The organism is Streptomyces sp. NPDC003035 (genome assembly GCF_042888285.1).
GTDB lineage: Bacteria > Actinomycetota > Actinomycetes > Streptomycetales > Streptomycetaceae > Streptomyces.
This window is the reverse complement of the sequence record NZ_JBIAPJ010000004.1, coordinates 610,195-633,166: the sequence shown is the minus strand read 5'-3', so window position 1 is coordinate 633,166 and position 22,972 is coordinate 610,195. Positions and strand designations below refer to the sequence as shown.

The window sequence follows — 22,972 nt, the reverse complement described above, 5'->3', positions numbered from 1 at the left end:
AGCGCCATTACCTGCGCACGAGGGCGTGCCGGCTCGGTCAGTGAACGTGCGGCCCGCCCGACGTGCGGGGCTTGCCGTGGGGGACGAAGGCCGGGGCGGCCAGGGCCGCCGCCGTGGCAAGGGCCGTGCAGAGGGTGAAGGCCGCCGTGAAGCCGGTCGTCGTGCCGGGTGGGCCCTGGATGCTCGTCGCCGCGAGGGTGGAGACAAGGGCCACGCCGATCGAGCCGCCCACCTCGTGGAAGGTGTTGACGATGCCCGAGGCGAGGCCGGCCTCGTGCGGGGCGATCAGGCCCAGGGCCGTGGTGGTGGCCGTGACGAAGACCGCGCCCAGGCCGAGCGAGGCGACCGAGAGAGCCGGCAGGAGCGTGGCCCAGGCGTTGGTGCCGGGGGTGACAAGGGCGAGCGGGAGGCAGCCGAGGGCCGCGATCGTCATGCCGACGGTCGCGCAGGCGCGGGGGCCCACCGAGCCCACCAGGCGGGAGGCGAGGTGCGCGCCGATGGCCGTGGTGACGGCCACCGGGAGGAAGACCAGACCCGTGCGGAAGGCGCTGAAGCCGTGGAGCCGCTGGAGCTGGACCGAGCCGAGGAAGAAGAAGGCGATCAGCAGCGCGGTCGCGACGAGCATCAGGAACGAGCCCGCGAGGACCGGGCGCCGGGTGAACATCCGCAGGTCCATCAGCGGGGCGCGGCTCGCCCGTTCGACCGCGGCGAAGATCCCGTACAGGAGGACCGAGCCGAGCAGGGGCACCAGCGTGGCCGGGGAGGCCCAGCCGGTGTCGCCCGCCTGTACCAGGCCGTAGATGAAGGAGCCGGTGGCGGCCGTGACCAGCAGCGCGCCCGGGACGTCGAGGCGGGCGGGTGTGCGGACCGAGGCGGGCACGATCACCGGGAGGGCGGCCAGCAGGGCGAGGCCGACCGGGACGTTGACGTAGAAGATCCAGGGCCAGCCCGGTCCGTCGGTCAGCGCGCCACCGAGCAGCACGCCGACGGCGGAGCCGGTGCCGCCGATGGCGGCCCACACGCCGAGGGCCTTGGCGCGTTCGGCGCCGTGGAAGGAGGTCGTGACCAGGGCGAGCGCGGCCGGGGAGAGCAGCGCGGCGCCGACGCCCTGGGCGATGCGGCCGCCGATCAGCATCGGGGCGTTCACGGCGAGGCCGGACACCAGGGACGCGGCGGTGAACAGGGCGAGCCCGGTGAGGAGGGTGCGGCGGGCGCCGAGGGCGTCCGCGAGCCGGCCGCCGAGCAGCATGAGGCCGCCGAAGCAGAGGGTGTACGCGGTGACCACCCAGGTCAGGGAGGCGCGGGCGAGGTCGAGGTCGGCGGCCATCCGCGGCAGGGCGACGTTCACGACCGTGACGTCGAGGATCAGCATGAACTGGGCCACGCAGATCAGCGCGAGGGCGGTCCAGCGGCGGGGGTGAGCGTGGGCAGGGGGGTGGTGGTGCGCACGGGTCTCGGCATGAGTCATACATGAACTGTACCGTTCAGTTCAATTGAACTCAACGGTACAGGTGTTTCGGTAGGGTCGGATCATGAGCGACCGGACCTCCAAGCCCGCACCCACCGGGCCCCGCGCCGCCCGCAAGCGGGAGGCCATCGTGCACGCCGCCCGCGGCCTCTTCCTCCGCGAGGGCTTCGGGGTCGGCATGGACGCCATCGCCGCCGAGGCGGGCGTCTCCAAGGTGACCGTCTACAACCACTTCGGCAGCAAGGAAGCGCTCTTCACCGCCGTCGTCGCGGGCGCGCTCGACGAGCCGCTGCGGGCCGGCGCCGACGACGCCGGCCCGGACCTCGCGGGCCTGGCCGACGCCGACGACCTGCGCGCCGCGTTCGTCCGCGCCGCCCACGCCTGGGTCCGGGCCGTCCGCGAGAACGACGAGGTCCGCGCGCTGCGCACCCTCGTCGCGGCCGAGCTCCACCGCTTCCCCGAACTGGGCCGCGCCTGGCGCGAACACGGCCCGGCCGGCCACCACCCCGCGGTCGCCGACGCCCTGCGCACGCTCGCGGACCGGGGCCGGCTGGAGATCCCGGACCTGGAGGTGGCGGTCATCCAGCTCTACTCGCTCCTGGTCTTCCCGCAGATGGTCTTCGACCAGTACGGCACCGAGCTGAGCGAGGATCTCACCGAGCGCCTCGTACGCGAGGGGGTCGACATGTTCCTCGGCCGGTACGGAACTTCCGTGCCCGGCACAGGATCTGACGGGGCCTAACCGCGCCTAGCCGCGCCGCAGCCGCTCCAGCGTCGCGTCGAGACCGGCCCCGGCCGCCGTTCCCCGGTTGTACGGGAGCTTCCCGAGCACCACGGCCATGCCGCAGGTGTTCGTGAGCGCCGAGAAGACGAGCCCGCCGGCGATGCCGGCCGACAGCAGCTGCCAGGCGGGGTGCAGGAGCAGGCCCAGGGCCAGGCCGATCAGGACGAGCGAGCCCGCGGCGAGGCGCACCTGGCGCTCCATCGCCCACACCGGCTTCGCCGGTCCGCCCGCCGGACGGACCAGCTCGTGGCCGCGCGCCGCCCAGTCGCTGGTGCCGCCGGCCAGGTCGAGCGTGGGCACGCCGCGCGCGGAGAGCTGTGCGCGGGCGGCGGCGGACCGGCTCCCCGACTGGCAGACGATCAGCACCTCGCCGCGCCCGGCCGCCTCCTGGAGCGCGGGCAGGGCCCGGCCGAGCCGGTCGAGCGGCACGTTGAGCGCACCGGGCAGGTGCCCCGACGCGTACTCGGCCGGGGTACGGACGTCGACGACGGTCAGGTCGTCGAGGCGAGCCCGGACCTGGTCGGCGTCGAGGGAGTCGGGTGTGGGGGCAGGGTTCATGGCGGGCGCCTTCTCTGCTCGTCGACGGACCCCCGTACGGGAAAGAAGGTACCCGGCGCGACGGGAGGACGAAGAAGGGCCGGGACCCCGTCTCGTACGGAGTCCCGGCCTTGATCGGGCAGAACCGACCGGTTCAGTCGACCGCGAGGCCCTTCAGCCGCTTGGCGATCTTCGTGAGCCGCTCACCCTGGTAGCGCGCGGCCTGCAGCACGTTCTCCTCCGGGGCGCCGTTCGCCCCCGGGTGCGCCGTGCCGTAGGGGTTGCCACCCGCCGCGTAGACCGCCGGGTCGGTGAAGCCGGGCGAGACGATGACCGAGCCCCAGTGGTGGAAGGTGTTGTAGAGCGCGAGCAGCGTCGACTCGTTGCCGCCGTGCACGTTGTGGGCGCTGGTGAAGGCGGTCGCCGCCTTGTCGGCCGTGACGCCCCGCTGCCACAGTCCGCCGGTCGTGTCGATGAACTGCTTCAGCTGCGCGGCGACGTTGCCGAACCGGGTGGGCGACCCGAAGGCGTAGGCGTCGGCCCACTCGACGTCGTCGAGCGTGGCGATCTCGACGTCACCGGTGGCGTCGACATGGGCGCGCCAGGCCGGGTTCGCATCGATGGCGGCATCGGGCGCGAGCTCGGGCACCCGCCGCAGCCGAACCTCCGCACCAGCCTTCTCGGCACCTTCGGCAACGGCCTGGGCGAGCTCGTGCACGTTCCCCGTGGCCGAGTAGTAGATGACAGCAACCTTGACGGACATGACGAGGCCCCTTAAGCGGATTCTGTTCCGGTTCAACGAGTCAGACTCTAAGCGGATACGGATCCACTTTGCAAGAGGAAGCAATGAAGAACCGGATAGCGCTCCGTTATGCTCGTGTCACGGGCGGACCGAGGGGGCTTGGACGAAGGGCAGGCGGGCGAGATGAACGCGAAGAAGCCGGGATCGGAAGCAGGTCCGGGAGCAGGACCACAAACAGGTCCCGGTACGGGAGCGCAACAGCAAGGACCCGCACCGCAGGCCCTTCCCGGGGTCACCCTTCTCCCTGTCGCCGGGCGTGCCGTGCCCGAGCGGGCCGATGCCGCCCGGAATCGGCGGAAGATTCTTGACGCGGCCGCGCGGATCGTCGCCGAGGTGGGGCCCGAGGCCGTCACCATGAATCAGGTCGCCCACGCCAGCGGCATCGGCGTCGGCACCGTCTACCGCCGCTTCGGCGACGTGTCCCAGCTCCTGTGGGCCCTCCTCGACGACCGGGAGCGGCAGTTCCAGGAGGCGTACCTGAGCGGGCCGCCCCCGCTCGGACCCGGCGCACCCGACGACGAGCGGCTGCACGCCTTCCTCGACGCCCTCGTCGACCGGGTCATCGAGCAGCGCGAACTCCTGCTCGCCGCCCAGGCCGCCGCCCCCAGCGCGCGCTACACGAGCGGCGCGTACCTCGCCATGCACACGCACGTCGCCGTGCTGCTCGGCCGGCTGCGGCCCGAGGCGAACAGCGCGCTCCTCGCCCACCTCCTGCTCGCGCCGTTCTCGCCGAGCCTCATGCACCACCTGTCGGTCGAGCGGAAGATCTCCGCCGGCGAGCTCAAGGCAGGGCTCGACGAGCTGCTGCGCCTCGGGCGATGAGCGCCGCCAGCCCGTCCAGTACGCGGGCGAGGCCGAAGGCGTAGGCATGACCGGCGTCGTACAGGCCCTGGTACGCCACGGCCGACGCCTCGCCCACCCGTGACGCCAGCGGGAAGCGGTCCGGGTCGAGCATCCGGTTCAGGAGCGGCTCGTGCGCGGCCCACCACTCGTGGTCGGACAGCACGCTCTCCCGCTCCACCGCCCGCGCGTCCAACTCCGTCCGCGCCACGGACTGGACGAAGCCGAGGACGTGCGTCAGCGCCGAGTCCATGGCCACCTCGTCGAGCCCGACGCCCTCCAAGGCGCCGAGTTCGTGCTCGTACTTCGTCATCACCCCCGGGCCGAGCGGCGGCCGGTGGACGCGCAGCTCCGCCAGCCACGGGTGGCGCAGATACAGCGCGCGGTTGGCGTCGGCGACCGCCGTCACCCGCTCCCGCCAGGGCTCGTCCGCCGTGAAGGCGGCCCGCGGCATCCGCAGAAAGACCGTGTCCAGCATCAGATCGAGCAGCTCGGCCTTGCCCGGGACGTACGTGTAGAGCGTCATCGGGGTCACGCCGAGGCGCTGGGCGACCGCGCGCATGGTGAGCGCGTCGAGTCCGCCCTCGTCGGCCAGACCGATGGCCGCGTCGACGACCGCGTCGACGGTCAGCCCCTGCCGGGGCCCGCGCCGGCTCCCCGGCACCGCCGCGCCCTCCCGCCACAGCAGCTCCAGGGTCCGCGCCGGATCGCCCGCGCCGCTGCTTCGCTCCTTCGCCATGCCACCCATTTTCGCAGGTCAGGATCCAGCTCAGAAAAATCCGACTACTTCGTACGCCGTATAAAGTACCGTGTACGGAGATTGGGATCACCATCGGAGGCGCACACATGACCACCCCCGCCGCAGCGGACAGCCACCACGTCATCCAGGTCCGTGGAGCCCGGGAGAACAACCTCAAGGACGTCTCCGTCGACCTCCCCAAGCGCCGCCTCACCGTCTTCACCGGTGTCTCCGGCTCCGGGAAGTCCTCCCTCGTCTTCGGCACCATCGCCGCCGAGTCGCAGCGCCTCATCAACGAGACCTACAGCGCCTTCCTCCAGTCCTTCATGCCGAGCCTCGGCCGGCCGGACGTGGACGGACTCCACAACCTCAGCGCCGCGATCGTCGTCGACCAGGAGCGGATGGGCGCCAACTCCCGGTCCACCGTGGGCACGGCGACCGACGCGTACACGATGCTGCGCATCGTCTTCAGCCGCCTCGGGACCCCGCACATCGGCACCTCCGGCGCCTTCAGCTTCAACCTCCCCGAGGGCATGTGTCCGCGCTGCGAGGGCGTCGGCGAGGTCTCCGACATCGACGTCGACCAGCTCGTCGACCGGACCAAGTCCCTCAACGAGGGCGCGATCACCGTCCCCAACTTCGCCGTGGACTCCTGGTACTGGCAGATCATGGCCAACTCCGGCTTCTACGACCCCGACAAGAAGCTGCAGGACTTCACCGAGGAGGAGTGGGCGGACTTCCTGCACAAGCCCCAGGTCAAGGTGAAGGTCGGCAGCAACAACTTCACCTACGAGGGCCTGGTGGTGAAGGTCCAGCGGACCATGCTCGCCAAGGACCGCGACGCCATGCAGGCCCACATCCGCGCCTTCGTCGACCGGGCCGTCGTCTTCCGTGCCTGCCCCGAGTGCGAGGGCACCCGCCTCACCCGGGCGGCGCTCTCCTCCCGTATCGACGGCGTGAACATCGCCGAGTGCTCGGCGATGCAGATCAGCGACCTGGCGGAGTTCGTCCGCCGGATCGAGGACCCCTCCGTCGCCCCGCTCCTCGCCAACCTGCGCGAACTCCTCGACTCCCTCGTCGAGATCGGCCTCGGCTATCTGAGCCTGGACCGGGCCTCCGGCACGCTCTCGGGCGGCGAGGCGCAGCGCGTGAAGATGGTGCGCCACCTCGGCTCCTCGCTCACCGATGTCACCTACGTCTTCGACGAGCCCACCACCGGACTGCACCCGCACGACATCCAGCGCATGAACGACCTGCTGCTGCGGCTGCGCGACAAGGGCAACACCGTCCTGGTCGTGGAGCACAAGCCGGAAGTCATCGAGATCGCCGACCACGTGGTGGACCTGGGCCCGCGGGCCGGCTCGGCGGGCGGCGAGATCTGCTACTCCGGCGACGTGCCCGGCCTGCGCACCTCCGGGACGCTGACCGGCGACCACCTCGCCCACCGGGCGAAGCTGCGCCCCGAGGTACGGCCCCGGACCGGCTCGCTCTCCATCGAGGGGGCGAACCAGCACAACCTCCGGAACGTGAGCGTCCAGATCCCGACGGGCGTCCTGACAGTCGTCACGGGCGTGGCCGGCTCCGGCAAGTCCTCCCTCATCCACGGGAACCTGCCGGGCCGGGAGGGCGTCGTCGTCGCCGACCAGTCCCCGATCCGCGGCTCGCGCCGCTCGAACCCGGCGACGTACACGGGACTGCTGAACCCGATCCGTACCGCCTTCGCCAAGGCCAACGGCGTCAAGGCGGCGCTCTTCAGCGCCAATTCGGAGGGCGCGTGCCCGACGTGCAACGGGCTCGGGCTCGTCTACACCGACCTGGCGATGATGGCGGGCGTCGCCTCGGTCTGCGAGGAGTGCGAGGGCAGGCGCTTCACCAGTGACGTGCTCTCCTACACTCTCGACGGGAAGAACATCCACGAGGTCCTGTCGATGTCGATCGAGGAGGCGTACGACTTCTTCACGGCGAAGGGCCAGGCGCGGACGATCCTCGGCCGCCTGAACGACGTCGGCCTCGGCTACCTCCGGCTCGGCCAGCCCCTGAACACCCTCTCGGGCGGCGAGCGCCAGCGCCTGAAGCTGGCGATCCACATGGCCGAGAAGGGCGCGGTCTACGTCCTCGACGAGCCGACCACGGGCCTCCACCTGGCCGACGTCGACCAGCTCCTGGCCCTCCTGGACCGGCTCGTCGAGGCAGGCAACACGGTCGTGGTGATCGAGCACCACCAGGCGGTCATGGCCCACGCCGACTGGCTGATCGACCTGGGCCCGGGCGCGGGCCACGACGGCGGCCGGATCGTCTTCGAGGGCACCCCGGCCGAACTGGTCGAGAAGGGCGACACCCTGACGGCACGCCACCTCAAGGCGTACGTGGGCGCCTGAGGCCCGCCCGCTACAGCGGCTGCGAAGGTGTCGAGACCGGTACGTACGCCAGGCCGTCGTACGCCTCCGCCGGAACCGTCGGGGTGAGGTTGCGGCGGTAGACCCAGCGGGAGACGTACGCGCCGTGGGTCCGGGTCATCAGGGTCTCCCGGGCCCACGGTTCACCCGTGCTCCGCAGATCAAGGACGTGCGCCCCCGGGTCCCGCGCCGCGAGGAACGCCTCCAGGGTGCCTTCCGGCGCGGGCCCGATACGGTTCACGGCCACCCGCGAGGGCCGCCGCACCGGCGGCCCCCACGGCCCCGGCCACCTCCGCCGCGCCCGGAAGGCACCCTGACCGAAGACGAGCCCGAGGGCGTAGTACGCGGAGCCGTACCGCTCGCGGAGGTGCGCGCCGAGCGCCGCACCGACCGTGGCCACATGACCGTTGTGCGCCCACAGCGCGACACCCGCGTCCGTACCGGGCAGGAGCTCGTCGACGGCGTCGGCCATGTACCCGTCTCGCGCCGCGTACACCTCGGACCGCTCCCGCGTCACCAGGTCCGCCGCCCGCACCAGGATCCGCGCGTGCCGTACGGCCTCCGGCTCCGTGGCCCCGGCGGCCACCGCCTCCGCCGCCGGCATCAGGACGTCCCGGAGTTCCGGATGCTGCCCCGGGTGCGCTTCCGCGAGGACCGAGAGACCGCGCCCCCGCTCCCCGAAGTACGCCACCGACGCCCCGCACCGCTGCGGATCGATCCCGGCGAACCCGACCTGGTCGTCCGCCGGGCGCCCCCGGTTGTACGCCCGCATCCACTCGATCATGTCGAGCACCTCCCGGGTCCGCCAGGTCCAGAAGCCGAGCCCGGCCAGCACGGCGGCCCCCTCGCCCTCGCCCCGCCGTACGTACGCGTCGACCGCCGGGGCCGCCGAGGCGCTCGCCTCCATCGCGACCGTACGGAAGCCGTGCTCGACGACGAGAAACTCGATCAGCCGGTGCTTGAGCCGGAAGAACTCGGCCGTGCCGTGCGTCGATTCCCCAAGACCGACGACCCGTACGCCCGCGAGGGCCGCGCCGAACTCCCGTAAACCGTCCATCCCCCGAAACTACCTGGACCCGCCCGGCCCCCACATCGCACGATCACGCCCATGACGACCTTCCTCCTCCTCCACGGCTTCCAGAACCACCGCCCGCCCGGCCACTGGCACCACTGGCTCGCCGGCCGCCTCGCCGAGCGCGGCCACGAGGTGCGCTACCCCCAGCTCCCCGAGCCGGACGCACCGGTCCTGGACGACTGGCTGGCCGCTCTGCGCGAGCACCTGGAGCCGCCCGCCGACGGCGGGTTCGTGGTCGTCGCCCACAGCCTCTCCGTCCTCCTCTGGCTGCACGCGGCGACCCGCACCCCGGACGACCTCCCCGTCGACCGGGTCCTGCTCGTCGCCCCGCCCTCCCCCGCCGTGACGGCCTCGATCCCCGAGATCGCCGGCTTCGCCGAGGGGCTCGACCTCTCCGTCGTACGGCTGAAGGCGCCGGCCCGGCTGGTGTACGCCGCCGGGGACCCGTACTGCCCCGAGGGCGCCGACGTGCCCTACGGCATCCCGCTCGGCCTCGACTCGGACCTCGTCCCGGGCGGCGGACACCTCACCCCGGACTCCGGGTACGGCGAGTGGCCGTCGGTCCTCCGGTGGTGCGAGGACCCGGCGACGCGAGTGGGCCCTCGGTAGGGGCCGCCTGGACGGCGTACCCCCATATGGAGGCGGGCGGAGGGTGACCGGCCGTGCACCACCCCTTCCCCGGCGAGATCATCGGTCCATGACCACCGAGATCCACCTCGCCCAACAGCCCGAGGCCGACGAGCTGCTCGGCCGCTCCCCGCTCGCCGCGCTCGTCGGCATGCTGCTCGACCAGCAGGTCCCCATGGAGTGGGCGTTCTCCGGGCCGTACACGATCGCGCAGCGGCTCGGCACGGACGATCTCGACGCGGGGCAGATCGCCACGTACGACCCCGAGGCCTTCGGCGCGCTGCTCTCCGAGAAGCCCGCCGTGCACCGCTATCCCGGCTCGATGGCGAAGCGGATCCAGCAGCTGTGCCAGTTCCTCGTCGACGAGTACGGCGGTGACGCCGAGGCCGTCTGGGCGGACGCGGCGACCGGGAAGGAGCTGCTGGCCAGGCTGAAGGCGCTGCCCGGCTTCGGGGTGCAGAAGGCGCAGATCTTCCTCGCGCTGCTCGGCAAGCGGTACGGCGTACGCCCCGAGGGCTGGCGGGAGGCGGCGGGCGCGTACGGCGAGGCCGGCGCGTACCGTTCGGCCGCCGACATCACCGGGCCGGAGTCGCTGGCGAAGGTGCGGGCCTTCAAGCAGGAGGCGAAGCGCGCCGCAAAAGCGGCCAAATCATCCGGTAATTGAACGGTCTGGATATCAATCCTGCTCAACCCGACAGGAATTGTCGCGCAACTGTTCACAGGAAGCACCCGAGATCGCTAGCTTCCCCTCAACCTCGTTCATTTCGGGAAGGACCTCTGTGAACGCATCCTCTCGCAGAGCCGCGGCCACCCTGGCCGCAGCCGCACTCGCCACCCCGCTCCTGCTGGCCGCCGCCTCTCCCGCCACCGCCACTTCGGACCCCGGGGCCAAGCCCGCCCGGGACGCCGCGAAGCTGGCGAAGAAGCTGGTCCGTGAGACGTCCGCCCAGGGCGCCTACAAGCACCTGCAGCAGTTCCAGGCGATCGCCGACTCGGCCGGCGGGCACCGCGCGGCCGGCTCGCTCGGACACGACGCCTCGGCGGCGTACGTGTACCAGCAGCTCAAGAAGGCCGGCTACAACGTCTCGTACCAGAAGTTCGACTTCATCTACACCGAGACGCTCGCCGAGAAGGCGTCCGTCATATCGCCGGCGCCCCGCGACCTCGTGATCGCGGCGATGACCTACACCAAGTCGACCCCGGTCGGCGGCATCAAGGCCGACCTGGCGGCCGTCCCGGTCGACGCCGACGGCACCACCGGCTGCGAGCCGGGCGACTTCGCCTCCTCGGCCTTCACCGGCAAGATCGCCCTGATCAAGCGCGGTGGCTGCACCTTCGCGGTGAAGCAGCAGAACGCCGCGGCGGCGGGCGCCGCGGGCGCGATCATCTACAACAACACCGACGGCACGCTCTCCGGCACGCTCGGCGACCCGGCGGCCGGCAAGATCCCGACCGGTGGCGTCAGCAAGGCCGAGGGCGAGAAGCTCGCCGCGGACCTGGCCAAGGGCCCGGTCAACCTCTCCTTCGAGATCCGCCAGCTCCAGGAGACGCGCTCCACCAACAACGTCATCGCGGAGACGAAGGGCGGCAACGCCGCCAACACCGTGATGCTCGGCGCGCACCTCGACTCCGTCTCCGCCGGCCCCGGCATCAACGACAACGGCTCAGGCTCCGCCGGTCTCCTCCAGGCCGCCCTGGAACTGGCCGAGTCGAAGGCGAAGGTCCACAACAAGGTCCGCTTCGCGTGGTGGTCGGCCGAGGAGAACGGCCTGCTCGGCTCCGAGCACTACGTCGCGAACATGAGCGCGCTCGACAAGAAGGAGGTGAAGCTCTACCTCAACTTCGACATGATCGCCTCGCCGAACTACGGCCTGTTCGTGTACGACGGCGACAACTCGGACAACGTCGGCGCGGGCGCAGGACCGGAGGGCTCCGCCCAGCTCGAGCGCGACATCAACGAGTTCATGGACAAGCAGGGCCTCCCGCACGAGGGCACCGACTTCACGGGCCGCTCGGACTACGGCCCGTTCATCGAGATCGGCATCCCGTCGGGCGGCACCTTCACGGGTGCCGAGGGCATCAAGACGGCCGCGCAGGCGGCCAAGTTCGGCGGGACGGCGGGTGTCGCGTACGACGTGAACTACCACGCGGCCGGTGACGACCTGTCGAACATCAACATGACGGCCTTCGACGCCAACATCGACATCATCGCCAACGCGGTGGGCACGTACGCCCACGACATCAGCTCCCTGAAGAAGCCGGTCGTCTCGGTCCCGACGGACGGCGACGCCGGCAGCGGCGGCGGCCTCCACGACGGCCACGACCACGAGGTCACGGAGTAGCCCCTTCCAGCTCCTCGGCCCCACCCCGCCCCCGGCCTGCACCACGCGGCCGGGGGCGGTCCCACTCCCGCGACGGGCGGGGGACCCCCGCCCCGGGCCCTACCTCCGTCGCCGGGCCGTGCCGAAGATCGACCGGGTGATCTCACGGCCCAGCTGCGTCCCGATCGACCGCGCCAGCGACGAGAAGACCCCGCTCCCGACCACCTTCTCGGCGAGCGAAGGCTCCTCACGGCTCTCCCGACGGCTCTCCTCACCGCGCTCCTCGCGCGGCGCCGCCGCCTCCTCCGCCTTCGCCTCCGCCGCCCGCTGCTCCGCCGTCAGCTTCTCGTACGCCGACTCCCGGTCCACCGCCTCCGCGTACCGCCCGTACAGCGATGACCCCTTCACCGCCGCCTCCAGCGCCTCCGCCCCGATCGGGCCCATCAGCGACTCCGGCGCCCGCAGCCGGGTCGCCGCCACCGGCGTCGGCGCGCCCGACTCGCTCAGCACGGTCACCACCGCCTCGCCCGTCCCCAGGCCCGTCAGGACCTCCTCCAGGTCGTACGCCGAGTCCGGGAACGTCCGTACCGTCGCCTTCAGCGCCTTCGCGTCGTCCGGCGTGAACGCCCGCAGCGCGTGCTGCACCCGGTTACCCAGCTGCGCCAGCACGTCCGACGGCACGTCCTTCGGCGTCTGGGTCACGAAGAAGACGCCGACCCCCTTCGAGCGGATCAACCGCACCGTCTGCGTGATCGACTCCAGGAACGCCTTCGACGCCCCCTTGAACAGCAGATGCGCCTCGTCGAAGAAGAACACCAGCTTCGGTTTCTCCAGGTCCCCCACCTCCGGCAGATCCCCGTACAGATCCGCCAGCAGCCACATCAGGAACGTCGAGAAGAGCTGCGGCTTGTCCTGCACCGCCGGCAGTTCCAGTACGGACACCACCCCGCGCCCGTCCGGCGCCGGCGCCGTCCGCAGGAACTCGGCCGTGTCGAACTCCGGCTCCCCGAAGAACCCGCCCGCGCCCTCCTGTTCGAACGCCGTGATCGACCGCAGGATCACCCCGGCCGTCACCGTCGAGAGCCCGCCGATCCCCTTCAGCTCGGCCTTCCCGGTGTCCGAGACCAGGAAGGCCACCACCGCCCGCAGGTCCTTCAGGTCCACCAGCTCCAGACCCTTGGAGTCCGCGTAGTGGAAGATCAGGCCCAGCGACTGCTCCTGCGTCCGGTTGAGCTGGAGCACCTTCGACAGCAGTACGGGACCGAAGCTGGTGACCGTCGCCCGCACCGGGATGCCGGGACCGATGCCCCCGAGCGCGTAGAACTCGCAGGGGAAACCCTTCGCCGCCCACTCCTGCCCCACCTGCCCGGCCCGCTCGCGGACCTTCTCGCCCGCCTGGCCCGGCGCCGCGATCCCGGAGACGTCCCCCTTGATGTCGGCGAGGAAGACGGGCACGCCGTTCGCCGACAGCTGCTCGGCGATGAGCTGGAGCGTCTTCGTCTTGCCCGTGCCGGTCGCGCCGGCGACCAGACCGTGGCGGTTCAGCATCGGGAGGGGGATGCGGATCCGCGCATCCGGGTGAACCGTCCCGTCCCAGAGCAGAGCCCCCAGATCGAGTGCGGCTCCGGTGAAGCCGTACCCCGCCGCGATCTCGCCCGCCGGAGACTGTTCGCTCACGCTCATCAGGGGACCCCAATTCCGGGTTTGTCGAGGTTTGCCCCAGCATCCCATCGGGTGCGCGTGGCTGCGCCGGTAGCCGCTTGCCCGGTAGGCTTTCCGTGTGATCTTCAAGCGCATCGGAAACGGCCGGCCGTATCCCGACCACGGCCGGGAAAGCACCCGGCAGTGGGCGGACGTCGCCCCGCGCCCGGTCCGCCTCGATCAGCTGGTCACCACCAAGGGCCAGCTGGACCTGGAGACGCTGCTCGCCGAGGACTCCACCTTCTACGGCGACCTCTTCGCGCACGTCGTGAAGTGGCGGGGCGATCTCTACCTCGAGGACGGGCTGCACCGCGCGGTGCGCGCGGCGCTCCAGCAGCGACAGGTGCTGCACGCCCGCGTCCTGGAGATGGACTGACCGCAGGGCGTCGGACGCAGGACCGCCGAACCGCCCGGCGCAGAACCGCCGAACCGCCGACGCGGAACCGCCGAACCCCGGCGACTGATCCTTTCGGGGGCACTTCCCGCCCATCCGGACGCGATCACATGATCATCCAGTAGGCATCCTCGACCAGCGGCATTACGCTGCGTCCATGAGCATGCTCACTCCCCCCGGAATGGGCGGAAAATACCGCATCACGGGCGACACATACCCGCGCATGCGCCGCCCCCGCAGTCGGCGCAGGATCGTCGTCGCAGCCGGGGCCGCCGTGGTCCTGCTCGGCGCGGCCGGGTGGGGAACGCTGCAGCTCGTCGACGTCTTCACCGGCGGCGACGACACGAGGACGACGGCCGGTCGCGGCGCCGACTGCAAACCGGTCGTCAAGGCGACGACGGCGCCCGTCGCCGCGCTGCCCAAGCCCGGTCAGATCACGGTGAACGTCTACAACGCGACCCCGCGCAGCGGCCTCGCGAAGTCGACCGCCGACGAGCTCAAGAAGCGCGGCTTCACCATCGGCAAGGTCGGCAACGCGCCCCCCGCGTACGACAAGAAGGTCCCCGGCGCCGGACTCCTGCTCGGCGCCCCCGGCGCCACCAAGGGCGCCTTCTCCGTCCTCGGCACGCAGCTGAAGGCCGCCACGACCAAGACGGACACCCGCGCCACGGCGGACGTGGACCTCATCATCGGGACCGCCTTCAAGAACCTGGACCCGAAGACGACGGCGGACGCGGCCCTGGTCGCTCTCAACAAGCCCAAGCCCGCGCCCACCGGTAAGTGCTGACGTACCCGCCCGGCTAGTCGGCGGTCCCGTACATGCGGTCGCCCGCGTCACCGAGGCCCGGCACGATGTAGCCGCTCTCGTTGAGACGCTCGTCGACCGAGGCGGTCACGACGGTCACCGGCGTGCCCGCCAGCTCGCGCTCCATGATCTCGACGCCCTCCGGGGCGGCGAGCAGCACGACGGCGGTCACATCGTCCGCGCCGCGCTTGATCAGCTCCTGGATCGCCGCGACGAGCGTGCCGCCCGTGGCCAGCATCGGGTCCAGGACGTACACCTGGCGGCCCGAGAGGTCCTCCGGCATCCGCGTCGCGTAGGTCGACGCCTCCAGCGTCTCCTCGTTACGGATCATGCCGAGGAAACCGACCTCGGCGGTCGGCAGGAGCCGCACCATGCCGTCGAGCATCCCGAGGCCGGCGCGGAGGATCGGGACCACCAGCGGCCGCGGGTACGACAGCTTCACGCCGGTCGTGGGCGTGACGGGGGTCTCGATGTCGACCTGCTCCGTACGCACGTCCCTGGTGGCCTCGTAGGCGAGCAGGGTGACCAGCTCGTCGGCGAGACGGCGGAAGGTCGGGGAGTCCGTGCGCTTGTCGCGCAGCGTGGTGAGCTTGTGGGCGACCAGCGGGTGATCGACGACGTGGAGACGCATGGCTCCCACAGTAGCCCGCACTGGCATCAACCTACGCCGTGGAGGGAAGGTGGTGGCACAGGACCCAGTCGTGGGGTGGTGTGGCCCATGCCCGACCCGGCAGACCCGGCAGACGCAGGACGCGGCGAGACGCCGCCGGAGACGGACGCGGAGCGCCGCAGGCGCCGCGCCCAGTTCCTGCGCGAGCTGCACGAGGCGAAGGCGCTGCGCGAGCGCGTCCAGCCCCGGCGCGCGCGGGCGGCCAGGATGCGCCAGGCCATGCGGATGCGGACCTTCCGCTGGTGAGGGTCGCCGCGCCCGCCGACGCGTGTGCGCCGCCTGTGCGCCGGGGCCGTGCGCCGGTGCGGCGCGCCCGTCCGTTCACCGTCTCGACAGACTGATGCACGACGCAAGAGCCGAAGACCTCTCCTGAAGCGACTGTTTCTGCCACGATGCCGATTGGGCGGGGCGCCAGGAGGGCACCGCCAAATCGTCACACCTCTGATCAGTGGGAGAGTCACGGTGTACTTGGCCGCACTGCTCGCGCGCACCGAAGACGGGTGGGAAGCGAGCGACACAGAGATCGACGATGTGGAGACCCTGTCGGATCTGATCGAACTGGCCCGCGAGGCCTCGGTCGACGACGACACGGTCATCGTCTTCATCGAACAGGAGGACGCCTGGTTCGGCCTTCTCCGCGTCGAGGGCGAGGACGACCCTCGCATCTACGTGTCGGACGGGGCGGCCGCCGCCCGCTCCTCGTACGGGGAGATCCTCACCAAGGAGCTCCTCGGTGACGACCAGGACGACGACACGGCCGACCTGGACGCGCTGGACCTCGACGGCACGGAGGACGGCGAGCCTCTGGACCGCGAGGACGAGGAGCCCACGGGTCCGGCCGCCGACGCGGTACCGGCCGCCCCGGTCGGCGACAGGCTGATCCTCGCGGACCTCGGCCTGGCGGAGAAGGAGCTGCTGGCGCTCGAGAGCGACGCGCTGGCGGAGATCGCGGACGCGCTGGGCGCCGCGGAGGTGCTGGAGACCGTTCGCTAGTGACCGAAGCAGTACCCGACCCCGTACCCGACCCTGTGTCCATCCCCGACCCCGGGCCTGCCCCAGGGCCCGGCCCCGGTCCCGTACCGGATCGGACGCCCGATCCCGTACGGGATCCCTGGCGGGAGACCATGCGGCTCGCCCTCGCGGAGGCCGAGCAGGCCGTGCCGGCCGGTGACGTACCGGTCGGCGCGGTCGTGCTGTCCCCGGACGGCACGGTCCTCGCCGTCGGCCACAACGAGCGCGAGGCGACCGGCGACCCGACGGCCCACGCCGAGATCCTGGCCCTGCGCCGGGCCGCGGCGAAGACCGGCGAGTGGCGGCTGACCGGCTGCACGCTCGTCGTGACCCTGGAGCCCTGCGTGATGTGCGCCGGCGCGCTCGTGCAGTCCCGGGTCGACCGGGTGGTCTTCGGCGCGCTCGACGAGAAGGCGGGCGCCGCCGGTTCGCTCTGGGATCTCGTACGGGACCGACGGCTGAACCACCGCCCCGAGGTGATCCACGGCGTCCTCGCCGAGGAGTGCTCGGCGCAGCTCACGGCCTTCTTCCGAGCCCGCTGACCTCCGCGGCGATACGGATTTCATCGCCGGGGCCTCTTTGGGCTAAGCTCTCTCTCGGTAGCGTGTCCGAGCGGCCGAAGGAGCTCGCCTCGAAAGCGAGTGTGGCGCAAGTCACCGAGGGTTCAAATCCCTCCGCTACCGCCAGTAACACCCCGCTGAACTGCAGGAATGCAGCTCAGCGGGGTGTTTTGCGTAGAGATCCGGATGGTCCGTGCAACGGTCCCCGCAACGGTCCGTGCAGGGACAGGAGTTCGCTACCGGTTCCTCGGCCCCGCGGGCTCCGCCAGGTCCGCCGGGCTCGACATCCATCCTGCTCCGCCGTCACCCTTCCGGTGGTCGGCAAAAGGCCCCGATCTCCGGGTCCTTGGTCCGTAAAGATCCCGTGAGGCGGCCGAAGCGGCTCGGTTAGACTCACGCGTCCACGCAGGGGTGCAGACAGGGGAGGGCGCGGCAGATGGCGCAAGCGAAGAAGGTCGCGCTGTATGCGGTCGTGGTCTTTGTGCTGTACACGATCATCAATTCCCCCGACAGGGCCGCCGATCTCGTCCAGGTAGGGTTCGAGGGCATATCGTCCGCCGCACAGGGCGTCGGCGAGTTCATGACCGAACTCGTCAACTAGAACCACCGACGAGGAGTCCTGCTGTGATCCGCCATCTGGTCCTGTTCAAGCTCAACGACGGCATCGCGAAGGACGACCCGCGCGCCATCGCCGCCGCCAAGGCGTTGGAGGGCCTCGACAAGGAGATCCCGGAGCTGCGGTTCTGGGAGTGCGACTGGAACATCACCGACCGGCCGATCGCGTACGACTTCGCCATCAACTCGGCCGTGGACGACACCGATGCGCTCCAGCGCTACCTGGACCACCCGGCCCACCAGGCGGGCGTCGCCCTGTGGCGTGAGATCGCCACGTGGGTGATCGCGGACTACGCGTTCTAGGCCCGTCCCGAACCACTTCCCCAGGCCCCTCGCCGTCGCGGCGGGGGGCCTTCTGGGTGTGCGCGCCGTCAACACGTGGTGATGCGGTGCTTGCACACAGTGGACATGTCTTGTGATGCTATGACCGCTTTTGATGGTTGAGTTTGACCGTAGTTGACCAGCCATAGTCGACCGCAAGACGAACCAAAGGGGTGGCGTGAACGTGCCGGCCAGTACAGCGCCTCAAGTCCCGCCCCAGAACGAGACCGGCGGCCCGGACACCCCGCGCCCCCAGGCAGCCGCCGGACCGCAGACCACCCGACCCCAGGCAGCCGCCGGACCACAGTCCACCCGACCGCAGTCCACCCGGCCGCAGTCCACCCGACCGCAGAGCACCCGGGGCGCCGACACCCGCGCACTCACGCAGGTGCTCTTCGGGCAGCTCAAGGAGCTCGAGCCCGGCACCCCGGAGCACGACCGGGTGCGCGGGGCGCTCATCGAGGCGAACCTGCCGCTCGTGCGGTACGCGGCGGCCCGCTTCCGCTCCCGTAACGAGCCGATGGAGGACGTCGTCCAGGTCGGCACCATCGGCCTGATCAACGCCATCGACCGCTTCGACCCGGACCGCGGCGTCCAGTTCCCGACCTTCGCGATGCCCACCGTCGTCGGCGAGATCAAGCGCTACTTCCGCGACAACGTGCGGACCGTCCACGTGCCGCGCCGGCTCCACGAGCTCTGGGTCCAGGTCAACGGCGCCACCGAGGACCTCACGACCGCCCACGGCCGCTCCCCCACCACCGCCGAGATCGCCGAGCGGCTGAAGATCGGCGAGGACGAGGTACTGGCCTGCATCGAGGCGGGACGGTCGTACCACGCCACCTCACTGGAGGCGGCCCAGGAGGGCGACGGCCTGCCCGGGCTGCTCGACCGGCTCGGCTACGAGGACCCGGCACTCGCCGGCGTCGAACACCGGGATCTCGTACGGCATCTGCTCGTACAGCTGCCCGAGCGCGAGCAGCGGATCCTGATGCTCCGCTACTACAGCAACCTGACGCAGTCACAGATCAGTCAGGAACTCGGCGTCTCGCAGATGCATGTGTCAAGGCTCCTCGCCCGGAGCTTCGCCCGTCTGAGATCCGCAAACAGGATCGAGGCGTAGCTGAAACGGGTAGACCGGTTCGGAGCAGTTCTGACGGGCCTTCCGATGGCCCAAATGCCGTACACCCCTTGTTTCCTGCGGATATTCACCCACGCCATGTCGACAAGTCACTACAGCGTGTTGCCGACATGTGACATTCTGCTGGAACCGCGTTTGCCGCAGCCCCGCCTCCGGTATTCAGGTGGAGGCTGCGTTCCTCCGATGGTCGTGGCCGCCGCGACCGTCCGCGACCTCAAGGGGGTGGCATGTCCGCAGAACAGGGCAGCTCGAAGGTGCTTACGCTCACGCCCGCGCAGACGCCGGTACCGATGCCGGTCCAGCCGACGGCGGAGAGTGCCGCGCCCCCCACGCCGCTTGTCGTCCCGCCTCTTGTCGTCACGCCGGAAGCCCTCGACACCCGCACGCTCTCCCGCTCCCTCTTCCTCCGGCTGCGCGCCCTGGACGACGCGGGCGCCGCCGCGGACAGCCCGGAGCGGACCTACGTCCGCGACACCCTCATCGAGCTCAACCTGCCGCTCGTGCGGTATGCGGCGGCCCGCTTCCGCTCCCGCAACGAGCCGATGGAGGACATCGTCCAGGTCGGCACCATCGGCCTGATCAAGGCGATCGACCGCTTCGACTGCGAACGCGGCGTGGAATTCCCGACGTTCGCCATGCCGACGGTCGTCGGAGAGATCAAGCGCTTCTTCCGCGACACCTCGTGGTCCGTACGCGTCCCGCGCCGGCTCCAGGAGCTGCGCCTCGCGCTGACCAAGGCGAGCGACGAGCTCGCGCAGAAGCTGGACCGCTCGCCGACCGTGCCCGAACTCGCCGCCGTGCTCGGGGTGTCGGAGGAGGACGTCGTCGACGGCCTCGCGGTCGGCAACGCGTACACCGCCTCCTCGCTCGACTCCCCCTCCCCGGAGGACGACGGCGGCGAGGGCTCGCTCGCGGACCGGCTCGGGTACGAGGACACGGCCCTGGAGGGCGTCGAGTACCGCGAGTCCCTGAAGCCGCTGCTCGCCAAACTCCCGCCCAGGGAGCGGCAGATCATCATGCTGCGGTTCTTCGCCAACATGACGCAGTCGCAGATCGGCGAGGAGGTCGGCATCTCGCAGATGCACGTGTCGCGACTGCTGACGAGGACGCTGGCGCAGCTGCGCCAGGGCCTGATCGCCGACTGAGGACCGACTGAGGACCGACCGCCCGGCCGAAGTTTCGGCATTCCCGTTCCGAACTGACACGGCGTCAGCAAGACTGGCGCCATGCGGCGACAGAGGTCACTTCTGACAGTGGTCGCGCTCTGCCTCGGCGGAGCGCTGACCGCGTGCGGCGGAGGAGAGGGCGAGGGGTACGCGGCGGTCGGCGCCGGCTCCTCCCCGAAGGGCGCGGTGCAGCCGTCGGGATCGGTGACGCTGATCCCGCTGGACGGCCCGTCGCCATCGGCGAGCGGTACAAGCTCCAGCACCTCGTCACCCTCACCACGACCGGCGCGACCACCGGGGACGACCCCGGGACCGTCGGCCGGAGACGCGGATACGGGTGGGAGTACGGGTACGGGCGGGAGTACGGGTACGGGCGGGAGTACGGGTGCCGGTACGGCCCCTGGGACCTCGCGCCCCGGGACGACGCCCGGCGCTCCCGGCACGCCCCCGCCCCCACCCCGTACGGCAACCGCTCCACCCCCCGGCACGACCCCACCGGCGCCACCGCCCACCCCGGCGCCCCAGACCCCGACCACGCCCGCCACGCTCACCCTCTCGGCCCCCGTACTGACGGACACCGACAAGCGGTGGTGCGAGCAGGTGACCATGACCTTCCGCAACACCGGGGGCAAAGCGGCCACTTCGGGCACCGTCACCTTCGCCACGCACATCATCGGGGCGCTCGGCGTCGACTGGGCGACGATCGAGTCGACCCAGCCCCTGCCCGCCCCCATCCCGGCCGGAACGGCGAAGACCCGGACGTACACGGTCTGCGTCGACTCCTGGCGCGTACCGCTCGGCATGCGCGTCGACACCCAGAAGGTCACCGCGACCTGGCGCTGAGGCGCGCGAAAAACCGGTGGAGCGGCGCCGCTGGGCTGCCCTACCGTGCTGCCTGACCACGTCGCCCAGGCAAGGACGTCCCGTTGTACACCGTGTGAGACCTCCCGAGAGCTGATCTGTCGCGCGTCGCGCCTATGCGCCGCGCCCCTTTTTGCTGCGGACTTCTCACTGAGACCGGTGTACTTCTGTGCTCGAAAACTGGGTGGTCATGCCCACCTGCCTTCCGCTTGTCCTCCGCCGCTGCCACGCGTGCGCGTCCCCGCACTTCCGGGCGAACGGCAAATTCCGCGTCAACGCCAACCACAAGCTCCTCGACGCCTGGCTCCTCGTGCTCTGCACCGCCTGCGGAGACACGGCGAAGCTCACGATCCTGGAGCGGACGAACGTGCGCTCCGTACGACCTGACCTGCTGGACCGGATGCACGACAACGACCCCGGCCTGGCAGCCGAGCTGCTCCAGGATCCGGTCGTGCAGCGCCGTAATCGCATCGCCCTCGACTGGGACGACGCCTGGCGCCTCGACACCGGCGGATCGGATCATCTCGACCGCGAGGTGATCGACATCTCGGTCCGCTTCGCGGCGCGGATCCCTGTCCGGCCGGTGCGGCTGATCGCCGAAGGCTGCGGTCTTTCGCGGGCCGAGGTGGAGAGGCTGATCGCGGAGGGGAGTCTCGTCTCGGCGGTCCGGCTGAGCGGCAAGCTCTCCGGCGACTTCACCTTCACGCTCAAGCGCTGAGCCGTCCCTCTCCCCGGTCGCCCAGGGCCTGTCCGGCACGGTCCGCCGGACAGGCCCTGGGCGCCTCCGCGCTGAGTACGAGAACTCATGTGCCGCCGGGCGCCGACTGACACGATCCGAGGTATGACGAGTGCCAGACGTGCGCAGACGGCTCTCCATCTCCTCCTCGTCTGGGCGACGATGACGGCCGTGGTGCCGACCCTCGGCTTCGGGCTGCTGGCGGCGACCTGGGGCGGTGGTGGCGGCGCGGCACTGCTCCTCATCGCGCTGGGTGCGGTGCCGGCGGTGGGTCTGCTGGCCGCGGCGGGCACACCGGCGCGGACCGTGGTGCCGCTGTGCCGCGCCCTGCCGCAGCGGCTCGGCTGGGCGGCCTTGGTCTTCGCCCTGGGTACGTTCGGCGTCGGGGCGGGCCTGGTCGCCTACGACCAGGGCGTCGGCCTGGGGAGCGCCGCCACCCGGTTGGCGCTGACGGGGGTGCCGTACGCCGTGGCCGCGGCGTTCTTCGTACCGAACCGGTGGGTGCGGCTGGGCGCGGTGGCCACGCTGGCGGCCGCCGTGGCCTACGGGGGCTTCCTCGGCCCGGCGGAGGCGCGGGAACGCCGGCAGGAGGCGGAGATCTTCCGGTATCGCCACCACACGGAGCTGCTGTACGTGGGCGCCGATCCACCCGGCATGCGGCTGGCCCGTGCCACGTCCGGCCCCGCCTACTTCACCGTCGAATACCGCGGCGTCCGAGAGGACACGTTCGCGTACGTCGCCCTCACCCTGCGGCCGGTCCTCACCCCGACCCTCCGCTGCCCCGAGATCCTGGCGAACGGCGTGGCCTGCACGGTGGACGCGCACGGCGAGCTGCGCACGGTCCAGGACGTCCCCCGCGCCGTCACCCTCACCCGCCGTGTCGGGAACGCGGAGGCCGAGGTCACCAGCCAGACCCTCGACGAAGCCGGGCTACGCCGGCTGCTGAACACCCTGCGCCCGCTGTCCGACGCGGAGCTGGAGAGACTGATGCGGGAGAAGAAGATCGACCACGGAACCTAGGCGCGCCCGGAGTGCGTGCTCCCCAGGTGCCGCCGCAGCAGTACGTTCGCGTCCGTCTCCGCACTCCAGTCGAACCGCAGCCGGGCGGCGGTCCGCTGCTCGGCCAACTCGGCACACTCCGCACAGCCGGGTACGGGGACGGGCGGCCGACTCACCTCGTACGCCACGCCCGCGCGCTCGTTGGCGGCCCGCACGCCCGCGCTCAACCGCTCGGCCGACGTCGCCGGACGGACCTTCTCCGGATCCGCCTGCCACTCCCGCCCACCCCCCACGGGCCGGAGCATGGCGTACGGCCCCGCCGTGCCCCGGTACTCGCCGACCTTGCGGGCGGCGGGGTCGTAGACGAACCCTCCGCACTCCATGTGCCCTGCCATTCCTCAGCTCC

General features: G+C 71.2%; 26 protein-coding genes and 1 tRNA gene. 19 read left to right on the top strand and 8 right to left on the bottom strand.

The genetic code is table 11. The features are described from left to right. Nucleotides 1-37 precede the first annotated feature (37 nt). Nucleotides 38-1,468, bottom strand: coding sequence for a DHA2 family efflux MFS transporter permease subunit (locus tag ACFYV5_RS16185; RefSeq protein WP_389168804.1), 1,431 nt, complete (start codon nucleotides 1,466-1,468; stop codon nucleotides 38-40). 64 nt (nucleotides 1,469-1,532) lie between these two features. Between ACFYV5_RS16185 and ACFYV5_RS16180 the strand changes: the two genes are divergently transcribed. Then, nucleotides 1,533-2,210: a TetR/AcrR family transcriptional regulator gene (locus ACFYV5_RS16180; RefSeq protein ID WP_389168803.1), complete on the top strand. Its 678-nt coding sequence runs from the start codon at nucleotides 1,533-1,535 to the stop codon at nucleotides 2,208-2,210. Nucleotides 2,211-2,216: 6 nt separating this feature from the next. Here ACFYV5_RS16180 and ACFYV5_RS16175 read toward each other — a convergent pair whose 3' ends face one another. Next, nucleotides 2,217-2,810, bottom strand: a complete 594-nt coding sequence (locus ACFYV5_RS16175; RefSeq protein ID WP_389168801.1) for a rhodanese-like domain-containing protein — start codon at nucleotides 2,808-2,810, stop codon at nucleotides 2,217-2,219. A 133-nt stretch (nucleotides 2,811-2,943) separates the two neighbouring features. After that, a complete protein-coding gene (gene wrbA / locus ACFYV5_RS16170) occupies nucleotides 2,944-3,552 on the bottom strand; it encodes an NAD(P)H:quinone oxidoreductase (RefSeq protein ID WP_355110892.1) in 609 nt (202 codons plus the stop codon). Nucleotides 3,553-3,852: 300 nt separating this feature from the next. On the opposite strand from wrbA, the gene ACFYV5_RS16165 reads away from it, so the two are divergent. Next, nucleotides 3,853-4,413, top strand: coding sequence for a TetR/AcrR family transcriptional regulator (locus ACFYV5_RS16165; protein ID WP_389168799.1), 561 nt, complete (start codon nucleotides 3,853-3,855; stop codon nucleotides 4,411-4,413). Here the strand turns inward: ACFYV5_RS16165 and ACFYV5_RS16160 are convergent. Then, nucleotides 4,373-5,170, bottom strand: coding sequence for a TetR/AcrR family transcriptional regulator (locus tag ACFYV5_RS16160; protein ID WP_389168797.1), 798 nt, complete (start codon nucleotides 5,168-5,170; stop codon nucleotides 4,373-4,375). The genes ACFYV5_RS16165 and ACFYV5_RS16160 overlap by 41 nt on opposite strands. Before the next feature lie 107 nt (nucleotides 5,171-5,277). Between ACFYV5_RS16160 and ACFYV5_RS16155 the strand changes: the two genes are divergently transcribed. After that, on the top strand, nucleotides 5,278-7,548 hold the full coding sequence (locus ACFYV5_RS16155) for an ATP-binding cassette domain-containing protein (RefSeq protein WP_389168795.1): 2,271 nt from the start codon (nucleotides 5,278-5,280) through the stop codon (nucleotides 7,546-7,548). A 10-nt stretch (nucleotides 7,549-7,558) separates the two neighbouring features. Here the strand turns inward: ACFYV5_RS16155 and ACFYV5_RS16150 are convergent, their stop codons facing one another. Continuing rightward, nucleotides 7,559-8,623 (bottom strand): erythromycin esterase family protein, encoded by a 1,065-nt coding sequence (locus ACFYV5_RS16150; protein WP_389168793.1) that lies wholly within the window; start codon nucleotides 8,621-8,623, stop codon nucleotides 7,559-7,561. Nucleotides 8,624-8,674: 51 nt separating this feature from the next. On the opposite strand from ACFYV5_RS16150, the gene ACFYV5_RS16145 reads away from it, so the two are divergent. From ACFYV5_RS16145 to ACFYV5_RS16135, 3 genes are all read left to right on the top strand, one after another. Continuing rightward, nucleotides 8,675-9,250, top strand: a complete 576-nt coding sequence (locus ACFYV5_RS16145) for an RBBP9/YdeN family alpha/beta hydrolase (protein WP_389168791.1) — start codon at nucleotides 8,675-8,677, stop codon at nucleotides 9,248-9,250. An 88-nt stretch (nucleotides 9,251-9,338) separates the two neighbouring features. Further along, nucleotides 9,339-9,932, top strand: a complete 594-nt coding sequence (locus tag ACFYV5_RS16140) for an HhH-GPD-type base excision DNA repair protein (RefSeq protein WP_389168789.1) — start codon at nucleotides 9,339-9,341, stop codon at nucleotides 9,930-9,932. Nucleotides 9,933-10,047: 115 nt separating this feature from the next. Then, nucleotides 10,048-11,610, top strand: a complete 1,563-nt coding sequence (locus ACFYV5_RS16135) for a M28 family metallopeptidase (RefSeq protein WP_355110879.1) — start codon at nucleotides 10,048-10,050, stop codon at nucleotides 11,608-11,610. Nucleotides 11,611-11,709: 99 nt separating this feature from the next. Here ACFYV5_RS16135 and ACFYV5_RS16130 read toward each other — a convergent pair whose 3' ends face one another. Beyond that, entirely contained in the window at nucleotides 11,710-13,272 is a 1,563-nt protein-coding gene (locus ACFYV5_RS16130) for a helicase HerA-like domain-containing protein (RefSeq protein ID WP_389168788.1), read from the bottom strand. 97 nt (nucleotides 13,273-13,369) lie between these two features. Here ACFYV5_RS16130 and ACFYV5_RS16125 point away from each other — a divergent pair, with 97 nt between their 5' ends. Together ACFYV5_RS16125 and ACFYV5_RS16120 are read left to right on the top strand one after the other, a co-directional pair. Continuing rightward, a complete protein-coding gene (locus ACFYV5_RS16125; protein ID WP_009067182.1) occupies nucleotides 13,370-13,666 on the top strand; it encodes a type II toxin-antitoxin system VapB family antitoxin in 297 nt (98 codons plus the stop codon). Nucleotides 13,667-13,841: 175 nt separating this feature from the next. Next, the gene (locus ACFYV5_RS16120; RefSeq protein ID WP_355110875.1) at nucleotides 13,842-14,471 is read left to right on the top strand and encodes a LytR C-terminal domain-containing protein; all 630 of its coding nucleotides are present in this window, start codon (nucleotides 13,842-13,844) and stop codon (nucleotides 14,469-14,471) included. Between the two features lie 13 nt (nucleotides 14,472-14,484). Here the strand turns inward: ACFYV5_RS16120 and upp are convergent, their stop codons facing one another. Continuing rightward, nucleotides 14,485-15,120, bottom strand: a complete 636-nt coding sequence (gene upp / locus ACFYV5_RS16115; protein WP_355110873.1) for a uracil phosphoribosyltransferase — start codon at nucleotides 15,118-15,120, stop codon at nucleotides 14,485-14,487. A gap of 87 nt (nucleotides 15,121-15,207) precedes the next feature. On the opposite strand from upp, the gene ACFYV5_RS16110 reads away from it, so the two are divergent. From ACFYV5_RS16110 to ACFYV5_RS16060, 11 genes are all read left to right on the top strand, one after another. Further along, nucleotides 15,208-15,405: a hypothetical protein gene (locus tag ACFYV5_RS16110; RefSeq protein ID WP_355110872.1), complete on the top strand. Its 198-nt coding sequence runs from the start codon at nucleotides 15,208-15,210 to the stop codon at nucleotides 15,403-15,405. 216 nt (nucleotides 15,406-15,621) lie between these two features. Further along, entirely contained in the window at nucleotides 15,622-16,152 is a 531-nt protein-coding gene (locus ACFYV5_RS16105) for a hypothetical protein (protein ID WP_355110870.1), read from the top strand. A gap of 131 nt (nucleotides 16,153-16,283) precedes the next feature. Further along, nucleotides 16,284-16,712 carry a tRNA adenosine(34) deaminase TadA gene (gene tadA / locus ACFYV5_RS16100; protein WP_355111006.1) on the top strand — a complete coding sequence of 143 codons (429 nt, stop codon included), beginning with the start codon at nucleotides 16,284-16,286 and terminating at the stop codon, nucleotides 16,710-16,712. A gap of 56 nt (nucleotides 16,713-16,768) precedes the next feature. Beyond that, nucleotides 16,769-16,856, top strand: a tRNA-Ser gene (locus ACFYV5_RS16095). A gap of 310 nt (nucleotides 16,857-17,166) precedes the next feature. Then, nucleotides 17,167-17,331: a hypothetical protein gene (locus ACFYV5_RS16090; protein WP_355110869.1), complete on the top strand. Its 165-nt coding sequence runs from the start codon at nucleotides 17,167-17,169 to the stop codon at nucleotides 17,329-17,331. 23 nt (nucleotides 17,332-17,354) lie between these two features. Continuing rightward, nucleotides 17,355-17,648, top strand: a complete 294-nt coding sequence (locus tag ACFYV5_RS16085; protein WP_389168785.1) for a Dabb family protein — start codon at nucleotides 17,355-17,357, stop codon at nucleotides 17,646-17,648. 202 nt (nucleotides 17,649-17,850) lie between these two features. Next, a complete protein-coding gene (locus tag ACFYV5_RS16080) occupies nucleotides 17,851-18,786 on the top strand; it encodes a SigB/SigF/SigG family RNA polymerase sigma factor (RefSeq protein WP_389168783.1) in 936 nt (311 codons plus the stop codon). Between the two features lie 245 nt (nucleotides 18,787-19,031). Continuing rightward, nucleotides 19,032-19,949, top strand: coding sequence for an RNA polymerase sigma factor SigF (locus ACFYV5_RS16075; protein ID WP_355110864.1), 918 nt, complete (start codon nucleotides 19,032-19,034; stop codon nucleotides 19,947-19,949). A gap of 627 nt (nucleotides 19,950-20,576) precedes the next feature. Continuing rightward, nucleotides 20,577-20,813 (top strand): hypothetical protein, encoded by a 237-nt coding sequence (locus ACFYV5_RS16070; protein ID WP_389168781.1) that lies wholly within the window; start codon nucleotides 20,577-20,579, stop codon nucleotides 20,811-20,813. 208 nt (nucleotides 20,814-21,021) lie between these two features. After that, complete coding sequence (locus ACFYV5_RS16065) at nucleotides 21,022-21,549, top strand: DUF1062 domain-containing protein (protein WP_389168779.1); 528 nt, start codon at nucleotides 21,022-21,024, stop codon at nucleotides 21,547-21,549. 123 nt (nucleotides 21,550-21,672) lie between these two features. Beyond that, entirely contained in the window at nucleotides 21,673-22,587 is a 915-nt protein-coding gene (locus ACFYV5_RS16060) for a hypothetical protein (RefSeq protein ID WP_389168777.1), read from the top strand. Here ACFYV5_RS16060 and ACFYV5_RS16055 read toward each other — a convergent pair. After that, nucleotides 22,584-22,961, bottom strand: a complete 378-nt coding sequence (locus tag ACFYV5_RS16055) for a hypothetical protein (RefSeq protein ID WP_355110857.1) — start codon at nucleotides 22,959-22,961, stop codon at nucleotides 22,584-22,586. The two genes, ACFYV5_RS16060 and ACFYV5_RS16055, sit on opposite strands and share 4 nt — an antisense overlap. Between the last annotated feature and the right edge of the window lie 11 nt (nucleotides 22,962-22,972).